The sequence below is a fragment of the Streptococcus suis genome, assembly GCF_017601095.1.
Taxonomy (GTDB): Bacteria; Bacillota; Bacilli; order Lactobacillales; family Streptococcaceae; genus Streptococcus; species Streptococcus suis_Z.
Genome location: NZ_JAGFUX010000015.1, coordinates 1 through 18,188, shown reverse-complemented (window position 1 = coordinate 18,188; position 18,188 = coordinate 1). Strand labels below are relative to the sequence as shown.

At 37.0% G+C, this 18,188-nt stretch carries 15 protein-coding genes and 1 pseudogene; 14 read left to right on the top strand and 2 right to left on the bottom strand.

Annotated elements, in window-relative coordinates; all coding sequences use genetic code 11:
• The 6 genes from J5566_RS09885 to J5566_RS09860 all read left to right on the top strand — a co-directional run.
• The coding region (locus tag J5566_RS09885) for an SspB-related isopeptide-forming adhesin (RefSeq protein WP_208563126.1) at window positions 1-1,128 on the top strand (1,128 nt) is incomplete at its 5' end.
• Window positions 1,129-1,320 carry a calcium-binding protein gene (locus J5566_RS09880; RefSeq protein ID WP_044684047.1) on the top strand — a complete coding sequence of 64 codons (192 nt, stop codon included), beginning with the start codon at window positions 1,129-1,131 and terminating at the stop codon, window positions 1,318-1,320.
• Complete coding sequence (locus J5566_RS09875) at window positions 1,304-1,855, top strand: hypothetical protein (protein WP_043039310.1); 552 nt, start codon at window positions 1,304-1,306, stop codon at window positions 1,853-1,855. The genes J5566_RS09880 and J5566_RS09875 overlap by 17 nt, the downstream gene beginning before the upstream one ends.
• Window positions 1,856-1,904: 49 nt before the next feature.
• Window positions 1,905-8,750: an SNF2-related protein gene (locus J5566_RS09870; RefSeq protein WP_208563125.1), complete on the top strand. Its 6,846-nt coding sequence runs from the start codon at window positions 1,905-1,907 to the stop codon at window positions 8,748-8,750.
• Between the two features lie 70 nt (window positions 8,751-8,820).
• Window positions 8,821-9,120: a DUF5962 family protein gene (locus tag J5566_RS09865; RefSeq protein WP_208563124.1), complete on the top strand. Its 300-nt coding sequence runs from the start codon at window positions 8,821-8,823 to the stop codon at window positions 9,118-9,120.
• 13 nt (window positions 9,121-9,133) lie between these two features.
• On the top strand, window positions 9,134-9,421 hold the full coding sequence (locus J5566_RS09860; protein ID WP_208563123.1) for a DUF5966 family protein: 288 nt from the start codon (window positions 9,134-9,136) through the stop codon (window positions 9,419-9,421).
• 135 nt (window positions 9,422-9,556) lie between these two features.
• Here J5566_RS09860 and J5566_RS09855 read toward each other — a convergent pair whose 3' ends face one another.
• Both J5566_RS09855 and J5566_RS09850 read right to left on the bottom strand, forming a co-directional pair.
• A complete protein-coding gene (locus J5566_RS09855; protein WP_208563122.1) occupies window positions 9,557-10,798 on the bottom strand; it encodes a hypothetical protein in 1,242 nt (413 codons plus the stop codon).
• Window positions 10,795-13,026, bottom strand: coding sequence for an AAA family ATPase (locus tag J5566_RS09850; protein ID WP_348002284.1), 2,232 nt, complete (start codon window positions 13,024-13,026; stop codon window positions 10,795-10,797). Before J5566_RS09850 ends, J5566_RS09855 begins: the two co-directional genes overlap by 4 nt.
• A gap of 233 nt (window positions 13,027-13,259) precedes the next feature.
• On the opposite strand from J5566_RS09850, the gene J5566_RS09845 reads away from it, so the two are divergent.
• The 8 genes and pseudogenes from J5566_RS09845 to J5566_RS09810 form a co-directional block, all read left to right on the top strand.
• Window positions 13,260-13,898, top strand: a complete 639-nt coding sequence (locus tag J5566_RS09845) for a peptidylprolyl isomerase (protein ID WP_208563120.1) — start codon at window positions 13,260-13,262, stop codon at window positions 13,896-13,898.
• Between the two features lie 39 nt (window positions 13,899-13,937).
• Window positions 13,938-15,014 carry a DUF3991 domain-containing protein gene (locus J5566_RS09840; RefSeq protein ID WP_208563119.1) on the top strand — a complete coding sequence of 359 codons (1,077 nt, stop codon included), beginning with the start codon at window positions 13,938-13,940 and terminating at the stop codon, window positions 15,012-15,014.
• 53 nt (window positions 15,015-15,067) lie between these two features.
• On the top strand, window positions 15,068-15,295 hold the full coding sequence (locus tag J5566_RS09835; RefSeq protein ID WP_208563118.1) for a DUF5965 family protein: 228 nt from the start codon (window positions 15,068-15,070) through the stop codon (window positions 15,293-15,295).
• Entirely contained in the window at window positions 15,292-15,681 is a 390-nt protein-coding gene (locus J5566_RS09830) for a DUF5945 family protein (protein ID WP_105111471.1), read from the top strand. Before J5566_RS09835 ends, J5566_RS09830 begins: the two co-directional genes overlap by 4 nt.
• A 49-nt stretch (window positions 15,682-15,730) precedes the next feature.
• Window positions 15,731-16,021, top strand: coding sequence for a hypothetical protein (locus tag J5566_RS09825; protein WP_161943064.1), 291 nt, complete (start codon window positions 15,731-15,733; stop codon window positions 16,019-16,021).
• Between the two features lie 69 nt (window positions 16,022-16,090).
• Window positions 16,091-16,567 (top strand): type II toxin-antitoxin system antitoxin PezA, encoded by a 477-nt coding sequence (pezA, locus tag J5566_RS09820; RefSeq protein WP_105111473.1) that lies wholly within the window; start codon window positions 16,091-16,093, stop codon window positions 16,565-16,567.
• Window positions 16,567-17,337, top strand: coding sequence for a type II toxin-antitoxin system toxin PezT (gene pezT, locus J5566_RS09815; protein WP_208563117.1), 771 nt, complete (start codon window positions 16,567-16,569; stop codon window positions 17,335-17,337). The genes pezA and pezT overlap by 1 nt, the downstream gene beginning before the upstream one ends.
• Window positions 17,338-17,438: 101 nt before the next feature.
• Window positions 17,439-17,917 (top strand): annotated as a pseudogene (locus tag J5566_RS09810) (helical hairpin domain-containing protein); the annotation flags it as partial.
• Window positions 17,918-18,188: the final 271 nt, after the last annotated feature.

Sequence of the window (18,188 nt, the reverse complement as noted above, 5' to 3'; positions counted from 1 at the left end):
AATACGGTCAATTATTACAAAATTGTCTTGGATTACAGTCAATACAAGGACATGGTCGTGACGGATGATGTTCTTGCCAAGGGATTTTACATGGTAGACGATTACCCAGAAGAAGCCCTTACCCTAATTCCTGATGGCATTCAAGTTTTGGATAAGGATGGCAATCGTGTATCTGGTATTTCTGTTAGCACATACGCTAGTTTGTCAGAAGCTCCGAAAGTTGTTCAAGATGCCATGGCTAAACGTCAGTTTACACCTAAAGGAGCCATTCAAGTTTTTAGTAGCGATGATCCCAAAACCTTTTATGATACCTATGTGAAGACTGGTCAAACCTTAGTTGTCACGCTTCCGATGACGGTAAAAAATGAGTTGACCAAAACAGGTGGTCAGTACGAAAATACAGCCTATCAGATTGATTTTGGCTTGGCCTATGTCACGGAAACAGTGGTCAATAATGTTCCCAAACTAGACCCACAAAAAGATGTGGTGATTGACTTGTCTCATAAAGATGAGAGCCTTGACGGGAAAGAAGTGGCCTTGCATCAAACCTTTAACTATCGCTTGGTTGGAGCTTTGATTCCAAGCAATCGTGCGACAGATTTATTTGAATATGGTTTTGAAGATAACTATGATGAAAAGCATGATGAGTACAATGGTGTTTATCGCAGCTATCTGATGACGGATGTCACCCTAAAAGACGGTTCTGTCTTAAAAGAAGGAACGGAGGTTACGAAATATACCTTGCAACAGGTAGATACAGAAAATGGCCTCGTGTCAATTTCATTTGATAAATCTTTCTTAGAGACTATATCTGATGATTCAGCCTTTCAGGCAGATGTTTACCTTCAGATGAAACGAATTGCGACTGGTCAGGTGGAGAATACCTATCTCCATACAGTGAATGGCTATGTCATCAGTTCAAATACAGTTGTAACACATACACCTAAACCTGAGGAACCAAGTCCAAATCAACCCACACCACCTCAACCACCAATTGAGACTATTGAACCGCCTGTTCCAGCAAGCATTTTGCCAAATACAGGGGAACAGGAATCCCTTTTGGGCTTGATTGGAGCTGGTATTCTACTTGGTACGGCTTATGGACTGAAGAAAAAGGAGGCGAAGTAGATGAATCCGAAAACCATTTATGAAAAGGATTCAGACCAAGATGGTCTGACAGACGCTCAAGAATTAGCTCTGGGAACCAATCCGCATTCTGTTGATACGGATGGTGATGGCCAAGCTGATTTGGAGGAACTACAATCTGGACATTCACCCCTAGTTCCACAAAAGGAGTTGTGTGATGACTTGGAACTTTGACACCATGAAAGAGGCTTTGTCTGAAATGGAGAAGGTTAATTACCAAGAGTTTATCAAAGCCTTTCTCTCTTTGGAATTAAGTATTTCTGATAGAACAATTCTCAATCAAGTTTATCAAGATTATATGGATGAAGATGACCTGTCCTTGATTAGTGATGAGCTACGAGTTAAAGTGGATGGTTATCAGTATGAAGTGCAGGCAGATATGACTGATATTCTAGAAAAACTGTACCGAACAGGGGAAGGCTCTAGTTTTATTATGGATCTAATGTCCTCAAATAATCTTTCAGACACCTTGGAACAGTATGAGTTTTTGGATAGTGATGATTATTCACCACTTAGCCTTGAAACCTTACAGGCCATGATTCAACAGGACTTGGCTATTTCCAGTCAGGATTATTTTGGAGACCTGGTCCACCTTGCTTTGCAAAAAGATTTACTAGACCAGAAATGTCATTTCTTACAACACTATGTGGCAACTGTAATGGAAGGTATTCCACAAGAAAGAGACCAACGAGCCTTGGTCCTAGATTAACGCAAAGGGCTGAGAAACACTCTCAGCCTTTTTAAAATGGGAGGGAAAAATGAATCAAGAAGTCTTACTACAAATGATGAGAGCCACCATTCCTCGTGATAGAGCCTTGCTTGAGGCATTTTTATATTACCAAGCAGAGCATTTTGATGAGGAGTGGGATAGTCTTATTCGTCAGTTCTTAACCAATAGGCAAGAAGTTACTAAATCTGTTCAGGTACTTCACTTTGAGACAGATGTTTCAGCTTTTGTTCAGGCTAGTCCTTATGATACTGCTCATGATTTATTGACCTATACACAAGTATTCGGCCAAAATGGCCTCCAAAAACTCGACAAACTATCGCCGTCTGAAAAAGACTTGGTGATAGAAGTGGCCTTGTTTAATCTGGCTACTCGTTTTCAATTATTAGACTCAAATGGTCATTATCAAACTATATCGCCGGATTCACTCTTACAAAAGAGTAGGGGAGCTAATTTGGTCAATGTTTATCGTGTGGCAAATAATTTAGCGGATCGCATTAGCCGAGATATTGAACAGTTTCTCTTGACCTACGAACCTGAGCTTGAAACAAGAGCTGATGAAACTGTTCTAGAAAATGAAGAGACTATTGATGAGCACAAAACAAGTGTTCATCAAGCAATATCATTTAGAGAAGATGGCTCTTTGGTTATTGCTAGTTTGGATGTAGATTTGTCTCATCTAGATGTTCAAACAGGAAAAACCAGTCATCTGCCAGCCTATGAAGAGTTATCTTTACGACGTAAATTTGAGATACTAAGATATTTTGACCAAATTCGAAATGAACGTTCCAAAGTCCCAAGTTTTAGACGAGGTGATTTTGACACAGAGATGGAAATGACACCAGTCTTTGAGGGAGAAGAGTTACTAACCTATCTAGATGCAGATGGCAGTTCTTATGAGCTGAAACGTACACTGACTACAGTCGAAGAAAAGGAATTAGAAAAAATTGGACAAGCCATTAGGGCAGAAAATCAAGAAAAATTGACTCAGCTAGGGATTGAGCTATCTCAGTTTGACCCAGACCAAGTCGGTATTTTATTGGATGCAGCAGGTCGTTTTCGTTTGAAAAATGCGGATCTTGCTTTACTAGGTGGCTATCCCAAAGCCTCGGTAACTCAACTAGCCCTTGCGACCGAACTACTCCAAATGGGATTGAGTCATGATAAAGTAGAATTTTTCTTTGGCAGTCAACTTTCTTTAGAAGAGTTGCGACAGGTTGCTTATGCCTTTTTACATGAAGAATTAAGCAGAGAAGATGCAGAAACATTTGAAAAAGATAAAAGTAGTCAATCGGACTTGAACCTACGTGATTGGAAGAACAAGCTAGAGAAAGCTGAGACGAAAGTAGTGGTTGATGAAGAATTTTCGGAAAATCTACTGGTTCAGAGAGTATTGGACACTTATCCTCTGGGGTCATTGGTTTCCTATGAGGGACAGGATTTTGAGGTCATGTCGGTCAGAGATGCTCGATTGAACGGTTTGATTCGGATTGAGTTGGTTAATGATTTCTCCGATATCATTGAACAAAATCCAGTTCTTTATTTGAGAACATGGGAGGAAATTAGTCAGGTGCTTCATATCCCAAAGCCAGAACCAAAAGTAGAGTTGGACGAACCAGACCAAGAGTTGAATCTTTTTTCATTTCTGGAAGAGGAAACAAGTCAATCCGTTAATGAAGCTGTTCAGAACATTGGAGTTTTGGATCCAGATGGTTCAGAAAAAGGTCATAACGATACTGATCTTGAAGATACAGATAATCAAATTCCTGAAGAGGAGGTAGTCGAAATAATTCCAGATAGTCCAGTATCAGACTTCCATTTTCCAGAAGATTTGACGGACTTCTATCCTAAGACTGCTAGAGATAAGGTTGAGACAAACATTGCGGCTATTCGGTTGGTTAAAACACTTGAAACGGAACGCCATCAGGCAAATCCAAGTGAACAAGAACTCCTTGCCAAGTATGTGGGCTGGGGAGGGCTTGCCAATGAGTTTTTTGATGACTATAATCCAAAATTTTCTAAGGAACGAGAAGAACTGAAAAGCTTAGTCACTGATAAAGAGTATTCCGATATGAAACAGTCCTCCTTGACAGCCTATTACACAGACCCTGCCCTGATTCATCAGATGTGGGATAAATTGGAAAGAGATGGTTTCACAGGTGGTAAAATCCTAGACCCTTCCATGGGAACAGGGAATTTCTTTGCGGCTATGCCCAAACAGTTAAGAGAAAAGAGTGAGCTATATGGCGTAGAGCTAGATACCATTACAGGAGCTATTGCCAAACACCTTTATCCCAATAGTCATATTGAAATTAAGGGCTTTGAGACGGTGGCTTTTAACGACAATAGTTTTGATTTGGTAATTTCAAATGTGCCATTTGCCAATATACGAATTGCGGATAACAGGTACGATAAGCCCTACATGATTCATGACTACTTTGTCAAAAAGTCACTTGATTTGGTCCATGATGGCGGACAAGTAGCCATTATCTCTTCCACAGGAACCATGGATAAGCGAACAGAAAACATCTTACAAGATATTCGTGAGACAACTGAATTTCTTGGTGGGGTTCGACTGCCTGATTCTGCCTTTAAGGCCATTGCAGGAACCAATGTCACAACGGATATGTTATTCTTCCAGAAACACCTGAACAAGGAATATGTGGCAGATGACCTAGCCTTCTCAGGTTCCATTCGTTATGAAAAGGATAGTCGTATTTGGCTCAATCCATACTTTGATGGAGAATACAATAGCCAAGTGCTAGGAACCTATGAAGTTAGAAATTTTAACGGTGGAACACTTTCTGTTAAGGGGACTAGTGACAACCTCATCGCTAGTGTTGAAACTGCTCTAAATCAAGTAAAAGCTCCAAGAGAGATTGATAGAAATGAGGTCATCATTAACCCAAATGTGTTGACCAAACAAGTCATTGATACCTCCATTCCAGCTGAAATGAGAGAGAACCTTGGTCAGTACAGTTTTGGTTACCAGGGTTCTACGGTCTACTATCGAGACAATAAAGGTATTCGAGTGGGGACCAAGACGGAAGAAATCAGTTACTATGTCGATGAAGAGGGCAACTTCAAAGCATGGGACACCAAGCATTCTCAAAAACAGATTGATAGATTTAATAGCTTAGAAGTTACAGATAGCACTGCTCTAGATGTTTATGTGACCGATGATGCAGCAAAACGTGGTCAGTTTAAGGGATATTATAAAAAGACAGTTTTCTATGAAACTCCCTTGTCTGAGAAAGAAGTGGCACGGATTAAGGGAATGGTCGATATTCGCAATGCCTACCAAGAAGTTATTGCCATTCAACGCTATTATGACTATGATAAGGAGAGCTTTAACCACTTGTTAGGCAAACTCAATCGTACCTATGATAGCTTTGTCAAACGCTATGGGTATTTGAATAGTGCAGTGAACCGCAATCTTTTTGATAGTGATGATAAGTATTCGCTTCTTGCTAGTTTGGAAGATGAAAGTCTAGATCCAAGTGGAAAGTCTGTTATCTATACTAAATCCCTTGCCTTTGAAAAAGCTCTGGTGCGTCCTGAAAAAGAGGTTAAAAAGGTACATACTGCCCTTGATGCCTTAAATTCCAGCTTGGCTGACGGACGAGGTGTTGATTTCGATTATATGATGTCCATCTATCAGGTCGATTCTAAGATGTCCTTGATTGAGGAGCTAGGAGACCTCATTATGCCTGATCCTGAGAAGTATTTGAATGGAGAATTGACCTATGTGTCTCGCCAAGACTTTCTGTCAGGGGATGTCATCACCAAGTTAGAAGTGGTGGACCTATTTGTCAACCAAGACAATCAGGACTTTAACTGGTCACATTATGCAGGACTTCTAGAAGCTATCAAACCAGCACGCATTACTTTAGCAGACATTGATTATCGAATCGGTTCACGCTGGATTCCTTTGTCTGTTTACGGAAAATTTGCCCAAGAAACCTTTATGGGGAAAGCCTATGAACTGTCAGACCAAGAAGTAACAACAGTCCTTGAAGTCAGTCCCATTGACGGAGTTATCACTTACCAATCTAAGTTTGCCTACACCTATTCCAACGCAACGGATAGGAGTTTAGGTGTACCAGGTTCTCGTTATAATAGTGGTCGTAAAATATTTGAAAATCTCCTGAATTCCAATCAACCAACCATCACAAAACAAATTGTCGAAGGGGATAAGAAAAAGAATGTGACGGATGTGGAGAAAACAACAGTCCTGCGTGCCAAGGAAACACACCTACAAGAACTCTTTCAAGATTTTGTAGCAAAATATCCAGAAGTCCAACAGATGATTGAAGACACCTATAACAGTCTCTATAATCGTACAGTATCAAAGACCTATGATGGTAGCCATTTAACCATTGATGGACTTGCCCAGAATATCTCCTTACGTCCCCACCAAAAGAATGCCATTCAACGGATTGTGGAAGAAAAACGAGCTCTACTCGCCCATGAGGTAGGGTCTGGAAAAACCTTGACCATGCTTGGAGCTGGTTTCAAGTTGAAAGAACTAGGAATGGTACATAAACCACTTTATGTGGTGCCGTCTAGTTTAACTGCTCAGTTTGGTCAAGAAATCATGAAATTTTTCCCAACTAAGAAAGTTTATGTGACCACCAAGAAGGACTTTGTCAAAGCCAAACGTAAGCAGTTCGTATCACGTATTATCACAGGCGACTATGATGCCATTGTCATTGGAGATTCCCAGTTTGAAAAAATACCGATGAGTCGAGAGAAGCAGGTTACCTATATCAATGACAAGCTGGAGCAACTCAGAGAAATCAAACTAGGAAGTGATTCTGATTATACGGTCAAAGAAGCAGAGCGTTCAATCAAGGGACTAGAGCACCAGTTGGAAGAACTCCAAAAACTAGAGCGAGATACCTTTATTGAATTTGAAAACCTTGGAATTGATTTTCTTTTTGTGGATGAGGCTCATCATTTCAAGAATATCCGTCCAATCACTGGACTTGGGAATGTCGCGGGAATCACCAATACCACTTCAAAAAAGAACGTAGACATGGAGATGAAGGTGAGACAGGTTCAGGCAGAGCATGGCGATAGAAATGTCGTTTTTGCGACAGGAACACCAGTTTCTAACTCCATCAGTGAACTTTTCACCATGATGAATTACATTCAGCCCGATGTTTTGGAACGATATCAGGTATCCAATTTTGACTCATGGGTTGGGGCTTTTGGGAATATCGAAAACTCTATGGAACTAGCCCCGACAGGTGATAAATACCAACCTAAGAAACGGTTCAAGAAATTTGTCAATTTGCCTGAACTCATGCGAATCTACAAGGAAACTGCCGATATTCAGACATCAGACATGCTTGATTTACCTGTTCCTGAAGCTAAGATTATTGCGGTGGAAAGCGAGTTAACGCAAGCTCAGAAATACTATTTAGAAGAACTGGTAGAGCGTTCAGACGCTATCAAGTCAGGTAGTGTTGACCCAAGTAGAGATAATATGTTAAAGATAACCGGGGAAGCTAGAAAACTAGCTATTGATATGCGGTTGATTGACCCTGTTTATACCTTATCAGATAATCAGAAAATCCTTCAAGTGGTTGATAATGTCGAGCGAATCTACCTTGAAGGAGCAGGAGAAAAGGCTACTCAGATGATTTTCTCTGATATTGGAACACCTAAAAGTAAGGAAGAAGGTTTTGATGTTTATAATGAACTGAAAGCTTTGCTGGTTGATCGAGGGATTCCCAAAGAACAGATTGCTTTTGTGCATGATGCCAATACCGATGAGAAGAAAAATTCCCTATCACGAAAGGTCAATAGTGGGGAAGTGCGGATTCTCATGGCATCTACGGAAAAAGGTGGAACGGGTCTAAACGTGCAATCACGCATGAAAGCTGTCCACCACTTAGATGTTCCCTGGAGGCCTTCTGATATTGTACAGCGAAATGGACGACTGATTCGACAAGGGAATATGCACCAAGAGGTGGATATTTATCACTACATTACCAAAGGGAGTTTTGATAATTACCTCTGGCAGACACAGGAGAATAAGCTCAAATACATCACTCAGATTATGACTTCAAAAGATCCTGTGAGATCAGCAGAAGATATTGATGAACAAACCATGACCGCCTCAGACTTTAAGGCTTTAGCCACTGGTAATCCCTATCTCAAACTGAAAATGGAATTGGAAAATGAACTGACAGTTTTAGAGAATCAAAAACGAGCCTTCAATCGATCCAAAGACGAGTATCGCCATACCATTTCCTATAGCGAGAAGCATCTCCCTATTATGGAAAAACGGTTGAGTCAATATGATAAAGATATTGCCCAATCTTTGGCAACAAAGGCGCAAGATTTTGTCATGCGATTTGACAATCAAGCAATGGATAATCGTGCTGAAGCTGGGGGCTATCTGCGAAAACTCATTACCTATAACCGCTCAGAAACTAAGGAAGTTCGGACTCTGGCCAACTTTAGAGGATTTGATTTGAAAATGACTACACGAGGTGCTAGTGAGCCCTTACCAGAAACCATTTCTTTAATGATTGTAGGTGATAATCAGTATACTGTCGCCCTTGATTTAAAATCAGACGTGGGAACCATTCAACGGATTAGTAATGCCATTGACCATATTATAGATGACCAAGAAAAGACGCAAGAGCTGGTAAAGGATTTAAAAGATAAGCTACGAGTAGCCAAAGTTGAAGTTGAGAAAATCTTTCCCAAGGAAGAGGAATATCAGCTTGTAAAGGCTAAGTATGATGTCTTGGCTCCCTTGGTTGAAAAAGAAGCAGAGATTGAAGAGATAGATGCAGCTTTGGCCAAGTTTAGTGAAGATACAACACCCCAAAAGAAGCAACAAATAGCACTCGAGATATAAGAAAAAAGGCTGACAAAAAATAATGAACGCGGTAAAATGAAGTCAAGAAATCACAAAAGGAGAATAGATCATGACCCAAACACTAGAAGAAATGCGTTATCAACTTGAAGAATGGTTGGCACAAGGCTATACAAGTCCAGAAGATAGGGCAAACTACCAAAACTTAAAGGAACAGTATGAAGATGAAACTCTTGATTATAGCTTTTCAAGGCGCGAAATCACTGGACAGCTGGAACTTATCATCACAAGTCGTGAGAATGACTTTCCAGACCTAGATGAGGTGACGAAGGCAGAATACCTTGATTTGGTTGCCCAACTTGATGATTTAGACAAGAGACAGGCTGACTACTATCGCAAGCAATTAGCCTAGAAAGAGGTGTAAGATGTTGGAGCAAATTCTACAAAGCCTTTTGATTATCGCAGCAATAGGACTGATGTTGTTTGTCCTTTATCGGATTGTGAAAGTTTCAGGTGCTTTGTTTCTTATCGGACTCATCAGTGGATTAGTCTTTATAGAAATCTATGGAATTTACCTCTTCTTTACTGAGAGATATCTCTATTCAGAAGATTTAGCAACTAATGGAGTTTGGAGTTTTACTGCTTTCTATGTTGGTTTCAATGTACTAGTTATATTTGGATTTGTAACAAAAACTGTTAGAAGAAGAGATTAACTAAAGAGGGATACCTGATTTCGAGGCATCCCCTTTTTAATACCTTTTGTTGTCCTATTAGTTTTCCTTTTGCCCACCTTCTTTGCTAGTAATTAATCATTTGAGATATCTATTTTTAAATTATTCATCACATTTTTAACTGAGTTTCCATCCTTTGATTTTTTCATAAGCATCTTTTTTTAATTTACCAAGTGATTTATTAATAAGTTCATTCTCTTGCGCGAATACTACTTCTCCATATATTAGAGTATCTATTTTTCTATTGATTTCTTCCTCTGTTCCAGTTAATAATTTTATTAGTGAATCTCTATATTCTTGCCCATATTCTATTTCTCTATTTACCATCTCTTGAACTTCTAAATCGTGAATTTTGTAAGCTTTATCAAGCTTCAAAACATTAATTAAATCATACTCTAAGTCAGGATGAGTATTAATGTTTACTAGTTTGTTATCTTTAAAATGTTTTAATTCAATTTGATAATTCTCATTAGACTTTTTAATATCAAATTTTACACAATTATTTTCAGATTTCAAGAAAGGATTAATTTTTAACTCGTTGGTTCCCTTAAGTCGATTGCATGTTCCACAACTGGGTATGAAATTATATAGAGATACTGCAAATATCGGAAAATCATTTTTGTTATAAAAATGATCCATCTCAGCTGAAAATGAGTCACCTCTACTATTGATGTAATTTCTATTACAGTATGGGCACACTGTTAAACCATAGCCATCTGAAATTATAAAATTTCGAATCATATAGTTATTAATTTTTTCTTGTTTATTATTAATTTCAATTTCCTGTGATAGGTTGTATATTTTTTTTATATTCCTAAAGTTGGGTGGTTGATAATTAGGACGATTTTGTATATAAGAATACATATGCTCAGGTTTGATTAATATTAATTCTCTAAAGTAATTAACAAAGTCAGTAGTGTCCACTTTTTTGTAGCTCTCAACGAAATTTATAATTTTTTGACTCTTTCTTATAATTAGTGAATTTAAATTCATCACAAAATTGCGATACCACGATTCAGTTCTGTAGTCTTTGAAATTATTTGTAGTTATTTTATTAATAAGAATTTTGTTGCTTGTTCCTAGTTTCGCTTTTACAAACGTTCCTAAATCAGTTTTATGTGTTTTCGCATAGAGAGTTATTTCATCAAAATAGTTTTCATGAAAATAATATTCTTTAATTAGACATTTTATAACGGTCGCACTACTGTAGCCAAAGGTTTTTCTGATATTTGGTTTATAGAACTCAGCTCTTTTCAACAATGATTTACTAATAATGGCATCTAAATATTTGCAAATCATCAATTTAACATAGGCATCAATAAACTCCTTTGGATATTTGGGTATTTCTAAGGACATCATTTGGAATTGTCCTCCTTAAGTTGTTTAAGTTGCTCTTGAAGTTTAGCAATTTTGTCTTTTATCTCCTCTATTTCATCTTTGTTTTCTAAAAAAGCTCGGTTAAATAATTCTTTTAGTTGATTAGCAATAATGGGCTCACCGATAGATTCAATAATTTTTTGAGCCGTTTTCTTTTGTAAATTATCACTAAGTTCCTTAAATAAGCTTTCAGGTCGAATACCCTTTGAATCAGAATTGATTTTAAAATTTAGGTATTCGAAAGTATCTTCAATGCTCTTATATGCATATTCTCCCATTAGCCTATTTAGGAAAAAAGAGTTTTTGTAAAGAGTATAGATATTCTGGCCAAATGTCTTATTGAACTTATTATTTTCATATTCTGTATTCTCTCTAGATAGGTAGATAATATTTTCTTTATAGATATCAGATAGAAAGATTGGTGAATGAGTTGTAATTATTATTTGTATATGTTTGTTATCAAATATTTTTTCAATGATAGGTAAAGCAGTGCTAACCCACTTTCGTTGCCATTCGGGGTGCATCCCTAGATCAACTTCGTCCAAAAGTATTAGAAAATTCTCTTGGTCAATCCCTCGAGGAGTATTTCTTTGTAATGCCAATTTTGCTGAATATAAACTTGCAAAAGATCTTAATAATCCTAATTCTCCCGAACTTAATCCAATCCATCTAAATTGTAGAGATTCTTCTAGTCCTGGTATAGAAATCTCTGAAATATTGCTTACAATTTCGGATAAAATTTTAAAATCTGTATTGATTTCTTGCAACTTGTATAATAACTCCTCAATATCTTTGAGTCGTTCGATCTCACTACTAAGTATTCCAATATCTTCTAACTTGGTCCATACCCTATCTGGGATTAATTTATGTTTAACAAAGTAACCATGTTTAGTTAATTCAAAATAGGATGTATAGCTTATCGCTTTAGCAACTCGAAAACAAGGCGCTTTGATTTTTTGCCAAACCCGATTCCATTTTTTTTTTATTGATTGTCTGCGAGGAGTTGATTGTTCAAAAAGACCATTTTCAATTTCTTTTATCTGTTTAAACTGCTTTTTTAATTCATCAATCTCATTTGTTGAGAAATTGATGTTGTATTGAAGCTTTTGCTCCAACTTTTTTAACATTGTACTGATTTCTTCGTGATATTTATTATCCCTTCCTACCTTTGTTTTATATATATAATTAAAATAGAGATTTATAATATATAAGGTATGCCATATTTCTATCAATTGTTTAATATTTGAATCATTGAGCTGGATATAGAATTCATCATTTCGTAAACCACAAATGCTATAATCATATGGCAGGAAGCGGTCAGAATCAATTTCAATAGATTGGTATTGATTCTGAATGTTTTTATTATTCCTAAAAGATAAATGAAGATTCAATAGTTCTTCATACTTTATTTGTGAGTGATTCTTATCTCTATACTCTATATCAATGATGTAATTTATCAATATTGAAAAATATTCCACAACTTTACGATTAATAAAGTCTTGGTCAATTTTATTTTTTAATTTTTCAATCTTATCTAGATATAGCAGCTGGTTACTCCTATTGGGTAATTTGTTACCCTCGAAAGTTACATTCACTCCTTTTAGAGTATAATCTACAAATTCAATAATTTTATGTTTAAATTTTTCAACAAATTTAATTTGGTTTATTGTTTCTTGCAGTATGATAATTTTCTCATTCTTATCAAATCCAATAATATTTTTATAGTTTGAAGCGTCAATTGCACCTTCTCGAATGTAGATATCGCCACTTGGAAATTCTTTTGCATTTGAAAATTTAATAATATAGGGGTGTGTAGAACAGTGTGGGATTGAAATTGATTCTTGTGCTAAATCAGGATATGTCCAAAATTTGTCATTTTGTTTGAAAATAAGGTGAATTTGGCTTTTTCCTTTTCCTCCCCTAAGTATTTGGTTAATAATAGTTGTTTTCCCTGACCCATTTTCACCAACTATGACAGATAAATTTTTTAAATCTCCGACATATGGTATTTGAAATACATCGTTATGAATAATGTCAAAGCAATATTGTCCCCGACTATTTTTTTTATGGAGCCCATTTTCATGAATTTTTTTTACTTTAAAATCTGGTAAAAAATTAATTATTTTAAAAATTGGTTCTGTTGATATTCCATAAGTTTGTTCAATTAAAGCTACTAAGCTTATTTTGTTTTCATCGACCATTTGTTTCACTTCTTTCAATTTTTTTATATTTTGATTACTATATTAGATTTTTTTGATTATTAAATCAATAGTAAGAATGAACATTTTGACTGTTTATCGAATGAGTGAAATTATTATTTATGAGTTTGCTTAAATTGTCTTATTAAAAAGAATGGTTGATCCACAAAGATTTAAGTTCACTGTGATAAAATTTCCAACTTTATCTTGATATGATGAGGCTATCACTAATAAAGGAGTAAGCCATGTTAAATAAAGTGAAAGCTCGATTTCTGATTGGAGTAGGAGGTTTAATCGCAGTCAGTTTTATGGTCATGATTGGCTACACGATTGGCTCACAAACCATTTCAAAGCAAACAGAGAACCAAATACGAGCAGAAGCCAATAAACTTGTGTCAAAGAAAAAGCAGGAGGAAAGAGCGACAGTCCTATCAGATGAGCTTGTCAAAGAATTTCTCACACAATATTATACAAAGGTCCAGCTAGGAGAAAATAACACTCGTATCAAACCCTACATGACGGATTCGGCATTTTCAGAAGAGGAAGCAAATCAGAATAAAGCGATCAATCAAGTTTATAAAGATTATATGCTTGACTACCGATTTGAATCAGCCAGTATCTATGTCAATACAGAAAGCAATGTTGCACTTGCGGAAGTTACCTATCAAGTGACCTATGTATCTGATTTGAGTGAGCAACAACAGCGAACAACTCAGACAGAAACCAAGACGATTATGTTATCCTACTCCAAAGTTTCCGACAAGCTCCTGGTTAATCAGTTGACTATTTGGAATGGGAAACTGGAGGACATGAAAGAAGCCACAAATGGTGCTAATTCCAGCATACCAACGATCCAAGGAACTACAACAAGTGAGAACAACTAGCAGGAGACAGTCTTCTGCTTTTTTTGATAGGAAGACAAGATGACACGGATTAAAGCAGTAAAACAAAAGGCCATTTTAGATGTGGCTGAAAGTCTGGGCTATTCCTTCAGACGATTATCAGGACACATTTATGAACACCCAGACCATGATTCCTTTCGGATTTTTGCCGATACCAATACTTTCAAATGGTTTTCAAGAGATATACAAGGGGATGTGATAGACTTTGTTCAGTTAGTGGCAGGAGTGTCTTTCAAAGAAGCCTTGTCTTACCTTGAAAATGGATGCTTTGAACAAGCCAAGCTGGTAGAAGAAACTTATCAACCGTTTCAATATTATTTGCGTGAAGAACCCTTTCAGCAAGCACGTACTTACTTGAAAGATATCCGTGGCCTAAGTGATCAGACTATCAAATCCTTTGGTAGACAAGGATTACTTGCTCAAGCTACTTATCAATCGGATTCGGTTTTAGTGTTTAAAAGCTATGACCACAACGGGACCTTACAGGCCGCAAGCCTTCAGGGTCTGGTCAAAAATGAAGAAAAACACAAACGTGGTTATTTGAAGAAAATCATGAATGGATCTCATGGCCATGTCGGTATTAGTTTCGATATTGGGAATCCTAAGCGACTCATTTTTTGTGAATCAGTTATCGATATGATGAGTTATTATCAGCTTTACCTAAAGCAATTATCCGATGTTCGCCTGATTGCAATGGAAGGTTTAAAACTTTCTGTGATTGCTTATCAGACCTTGCGTCTAGCAGCAGAGGAACAGGGGAAATTGGCATTTCTAGATACAGTGAAACCAAGCAGGCTTAGCCATTATCTTCAGGCAATACAAGAGACGACAACCTTTTTTCAAACTCATTCAAACGTCATAACAATGGCTGTTGATAACGATGATGCAGGAAGAGAATTTTGTCAGAAACTGTCAGATAAAGGACTTCCGATTTCTCAAGATTTACCACCATTGCAGGGCCTTGAAACAAAGTCAGATTGGAATGATATTGTGAAACAGCAGAGTGAACTATCCTTAAGTGATTATTTCCAAACAGCCCAAGCAAAAGTCAATAAGAATCATCCTCCACCTAAATGGGGGCATGCTTTAGAATTGTGATAACAAAATCAAGTCCGCTATCATAATCTAGAATGTGACAAGGAGGAAACCCTATGAGTGTGATTGACCGTCTGGCTGAAAAAGTAGCTAGGCAAGAAGAAAAGGTCTCACGTGAGACGGAGAAATTGGAACACTATCGTGATCAACTACAAACTGCAATGTATAGCACCTTTATCAAACGGCAACAATCTAGTCGGTTGTCATTTCATGAAGCACTAGAGCAAGCCTTTGGTAAAGAAACCACACTACAATCAAATTACAGAAATGAGGATATAGAATGAGTAAAACATGGAATTTTGATCAGCCACTAGATGATGTGAAACCAACATCGTCCCATGAAGAACGAGCTAAAATCGCAGCACTCTTCCATAAACAGTATGAAAAACCAATTGAAGAAGTAGACTATGTGGCTGCTTTTGAACAGCAACAAAAGGAGTCAGAATCAAAAGATGTACAAACGCTCGCATCAACCGTTAAACAAAATCAGCCGAAGAAGGTAAATATTACAAGTGACTATAAACTACACTTGGCTGATACCATTGCACAAAATAACAAGGATATTTCCGCCTGTCAGAAACAAATTGAAGAACTTCATCAATTGATTGATGAAAAGAAAATCCAAAATAAAAAGTTACAGGCTATTTCAGTAGCCATTGATGATTTATAAATCAGGTAGTCCTATGCGGGCTACCTTTTTACAATTGAAGGAGAGGATAATGAAATTTTTTCAAAAGAAAAAACAGAACCAGGATCAATTTAAACGACTGATTCATCGACTATCTGAGATGTCAGATATTGAACTAACCAAAGTAGAACAACTCCTAGATGTGGTCTTTGATTCTAGTTTCAAGTCTAGTGAGAGAGTGGAAATATCTAGGGACATTATAACCGATGAGGAACAAAGTCTTGATAAGTCAATTCAAGAAGCGAAAAATAAACTGAATACTGAGCAGTTGGAGAAGCGGATAGAGCAGTTTAAGCAATCGAAGAAACCTAAAAACGGATAACGCACCAAATATGGTGCGTTATCCGTTTTTTATGGTATAATGAAAGCAAATATGAGGAGGTCTTTATCTATGATCGGAGACAATATAAAATCACTACGTCGGACACACGATTTAACACAGCCAGAATTTGCGAAAATGGTCGGGATTTCACGCAATAGTCTGAGTCGCTACGAAAATGGAACCAGCACTGTTTCAACTGAACTCATCGACCGTATTTGTCAGAAATTTAACGTTTCTTATGTCGATATTGTAGGAGAGGACAAGATGTTAACACCTGTTGAAGATTACCAACTGACTTTAAAAGTAGAAGTGATAAAAGAACGTGGAGCAGCCATTTTATCACAGCTTTATAGATACCAGGATAGTCAGGATATTGCTTTTGATGATGAATCGAATCCTTGGATTCTCATGAGTGATGATTTGGCTGAATTGATCCATACGAAAATTTACCTTGTCGATACTTTCGATGAAATTGAGCGTTACAATGGCTATTTAGACGGTATTGAGCGGATGTTAGAGATGGTGCATCATCGGGTGGTGGCTTAATGAGATTGGAAGAATTTAGTGAAACTGAGTTTCAAAAGGCTTTACAGCGAACCATTCGAGCCCTAACTCATGGGAAGACAATCCCAGATCAACCTAAAGCCATTTTACTTGGTGGACAAAGCGGGGCAGGTAAGACGACTATTCATCGTATCAAGCAAAAAGAATTTCAAGGTAATATCATTATCATCGATGGTGATAGCTACCGTTCTCAGCATCCCAATTACTTAGCCCTGCAAGAAAAGTATGGCAAGGACAGCGTGGACTATACCAAGGGATTTGCAGGAAAAATGGTAGAGCATCTGGTTGACGAACTCAGTACGCAAGGCTATCATTTGCTGATTGAGGGAACCTTGCGAACTACTCAAGTTCCTCGTCAGACTGCTCAATTATTATCTTCTAAAGGTTACCAAGTTTCCTTAGCTATTATCGGTACCAAACCAGAATTGTCCTATCTCAGCACCTTGATTCGTTACGAAGAACTTTATGCCATCGATCCCAATCAGGCCAGAGCAACACCAAAAGAACACCATGATGGGATTGTAGAGAACTTGGTGGATAACTTGAGGGAGTTAGAAAGTGAGAAACTCTTTGAACGAATTCAAATTTACCAAAGAGATAGAACTTGTGTCTATGATTCTGAAACAGATGAAGGTTCAGCAGCAGAAGTTCTACAAGAGTGTCTCTTTGGAAAATGGAGTAAGGTAGAGGAGGAGATGCTGAAGGTTGGACGGGAACGGTTGGGGGAGTTAAGTAAGTCAAATACGATATAACCGAATATTGCAAGTCTAATTACTTATAGGAGAATTATTGAACATGGAAATTGTAATGAGGCAGTATAATGATTTTTATATAAAATTTCAAAGACAGTTTAAAAAAGCTCATGAGCAAGTTAACTAATGATAGTAGATGATGTCTTACAGAAGACCAACTGTTGAAAGACTTCAGGAAAAAATCTCTGAAATTAACCTTCTGATTAAGTTAACCGAAACAGGTAAGAAATATCAGGACATCAAAGACAATCTGGTTGAAGAAATAGCAGAGCTAGATATAAAAATGATTCAAACCAATGAAAAAATCACCACCATAAACAGGATGGCGGAAGTACTTATCAACCTAAAGAGTGAAGAACTGAGTAGTAGAAAACTAGCTAGGTATGAATTTTCAAAACTGAACTTAACAGAATCAAGCACATTAGAACAAGTGACTGAAGAAAAATATATGTTACAACAGGAACTTGGGGATTGTCTTGATAAGTATGAGGGTTTAGTTAGAAAGTTGGAGAGATTTGTAAAAGTATTGAATATTAATAAAGAAATCCATCAAACATATTCAGATATTATATTAGAGTAATAATATATAAGTATGATTCGAAGGTGCATTGGAGAAGAAAAATATGTTCGATTGAAGTGTGTGTGCTGAAACTGATACAAATTATTGTTATAGTGTCAAATTAGGTTAAAGGGGCATTAATGGGCTGTTTTAAAAATATGAAATAATAATCATAAATAACTTGTAAAAATATAAATTTTATGGTAAAATAAATGCATTAAAGTTAAAGGAGACAAAACTATGTCTGGACAAATTCGTGTATCCCCAGAAACGCTACAATCTCGTGCTCGTG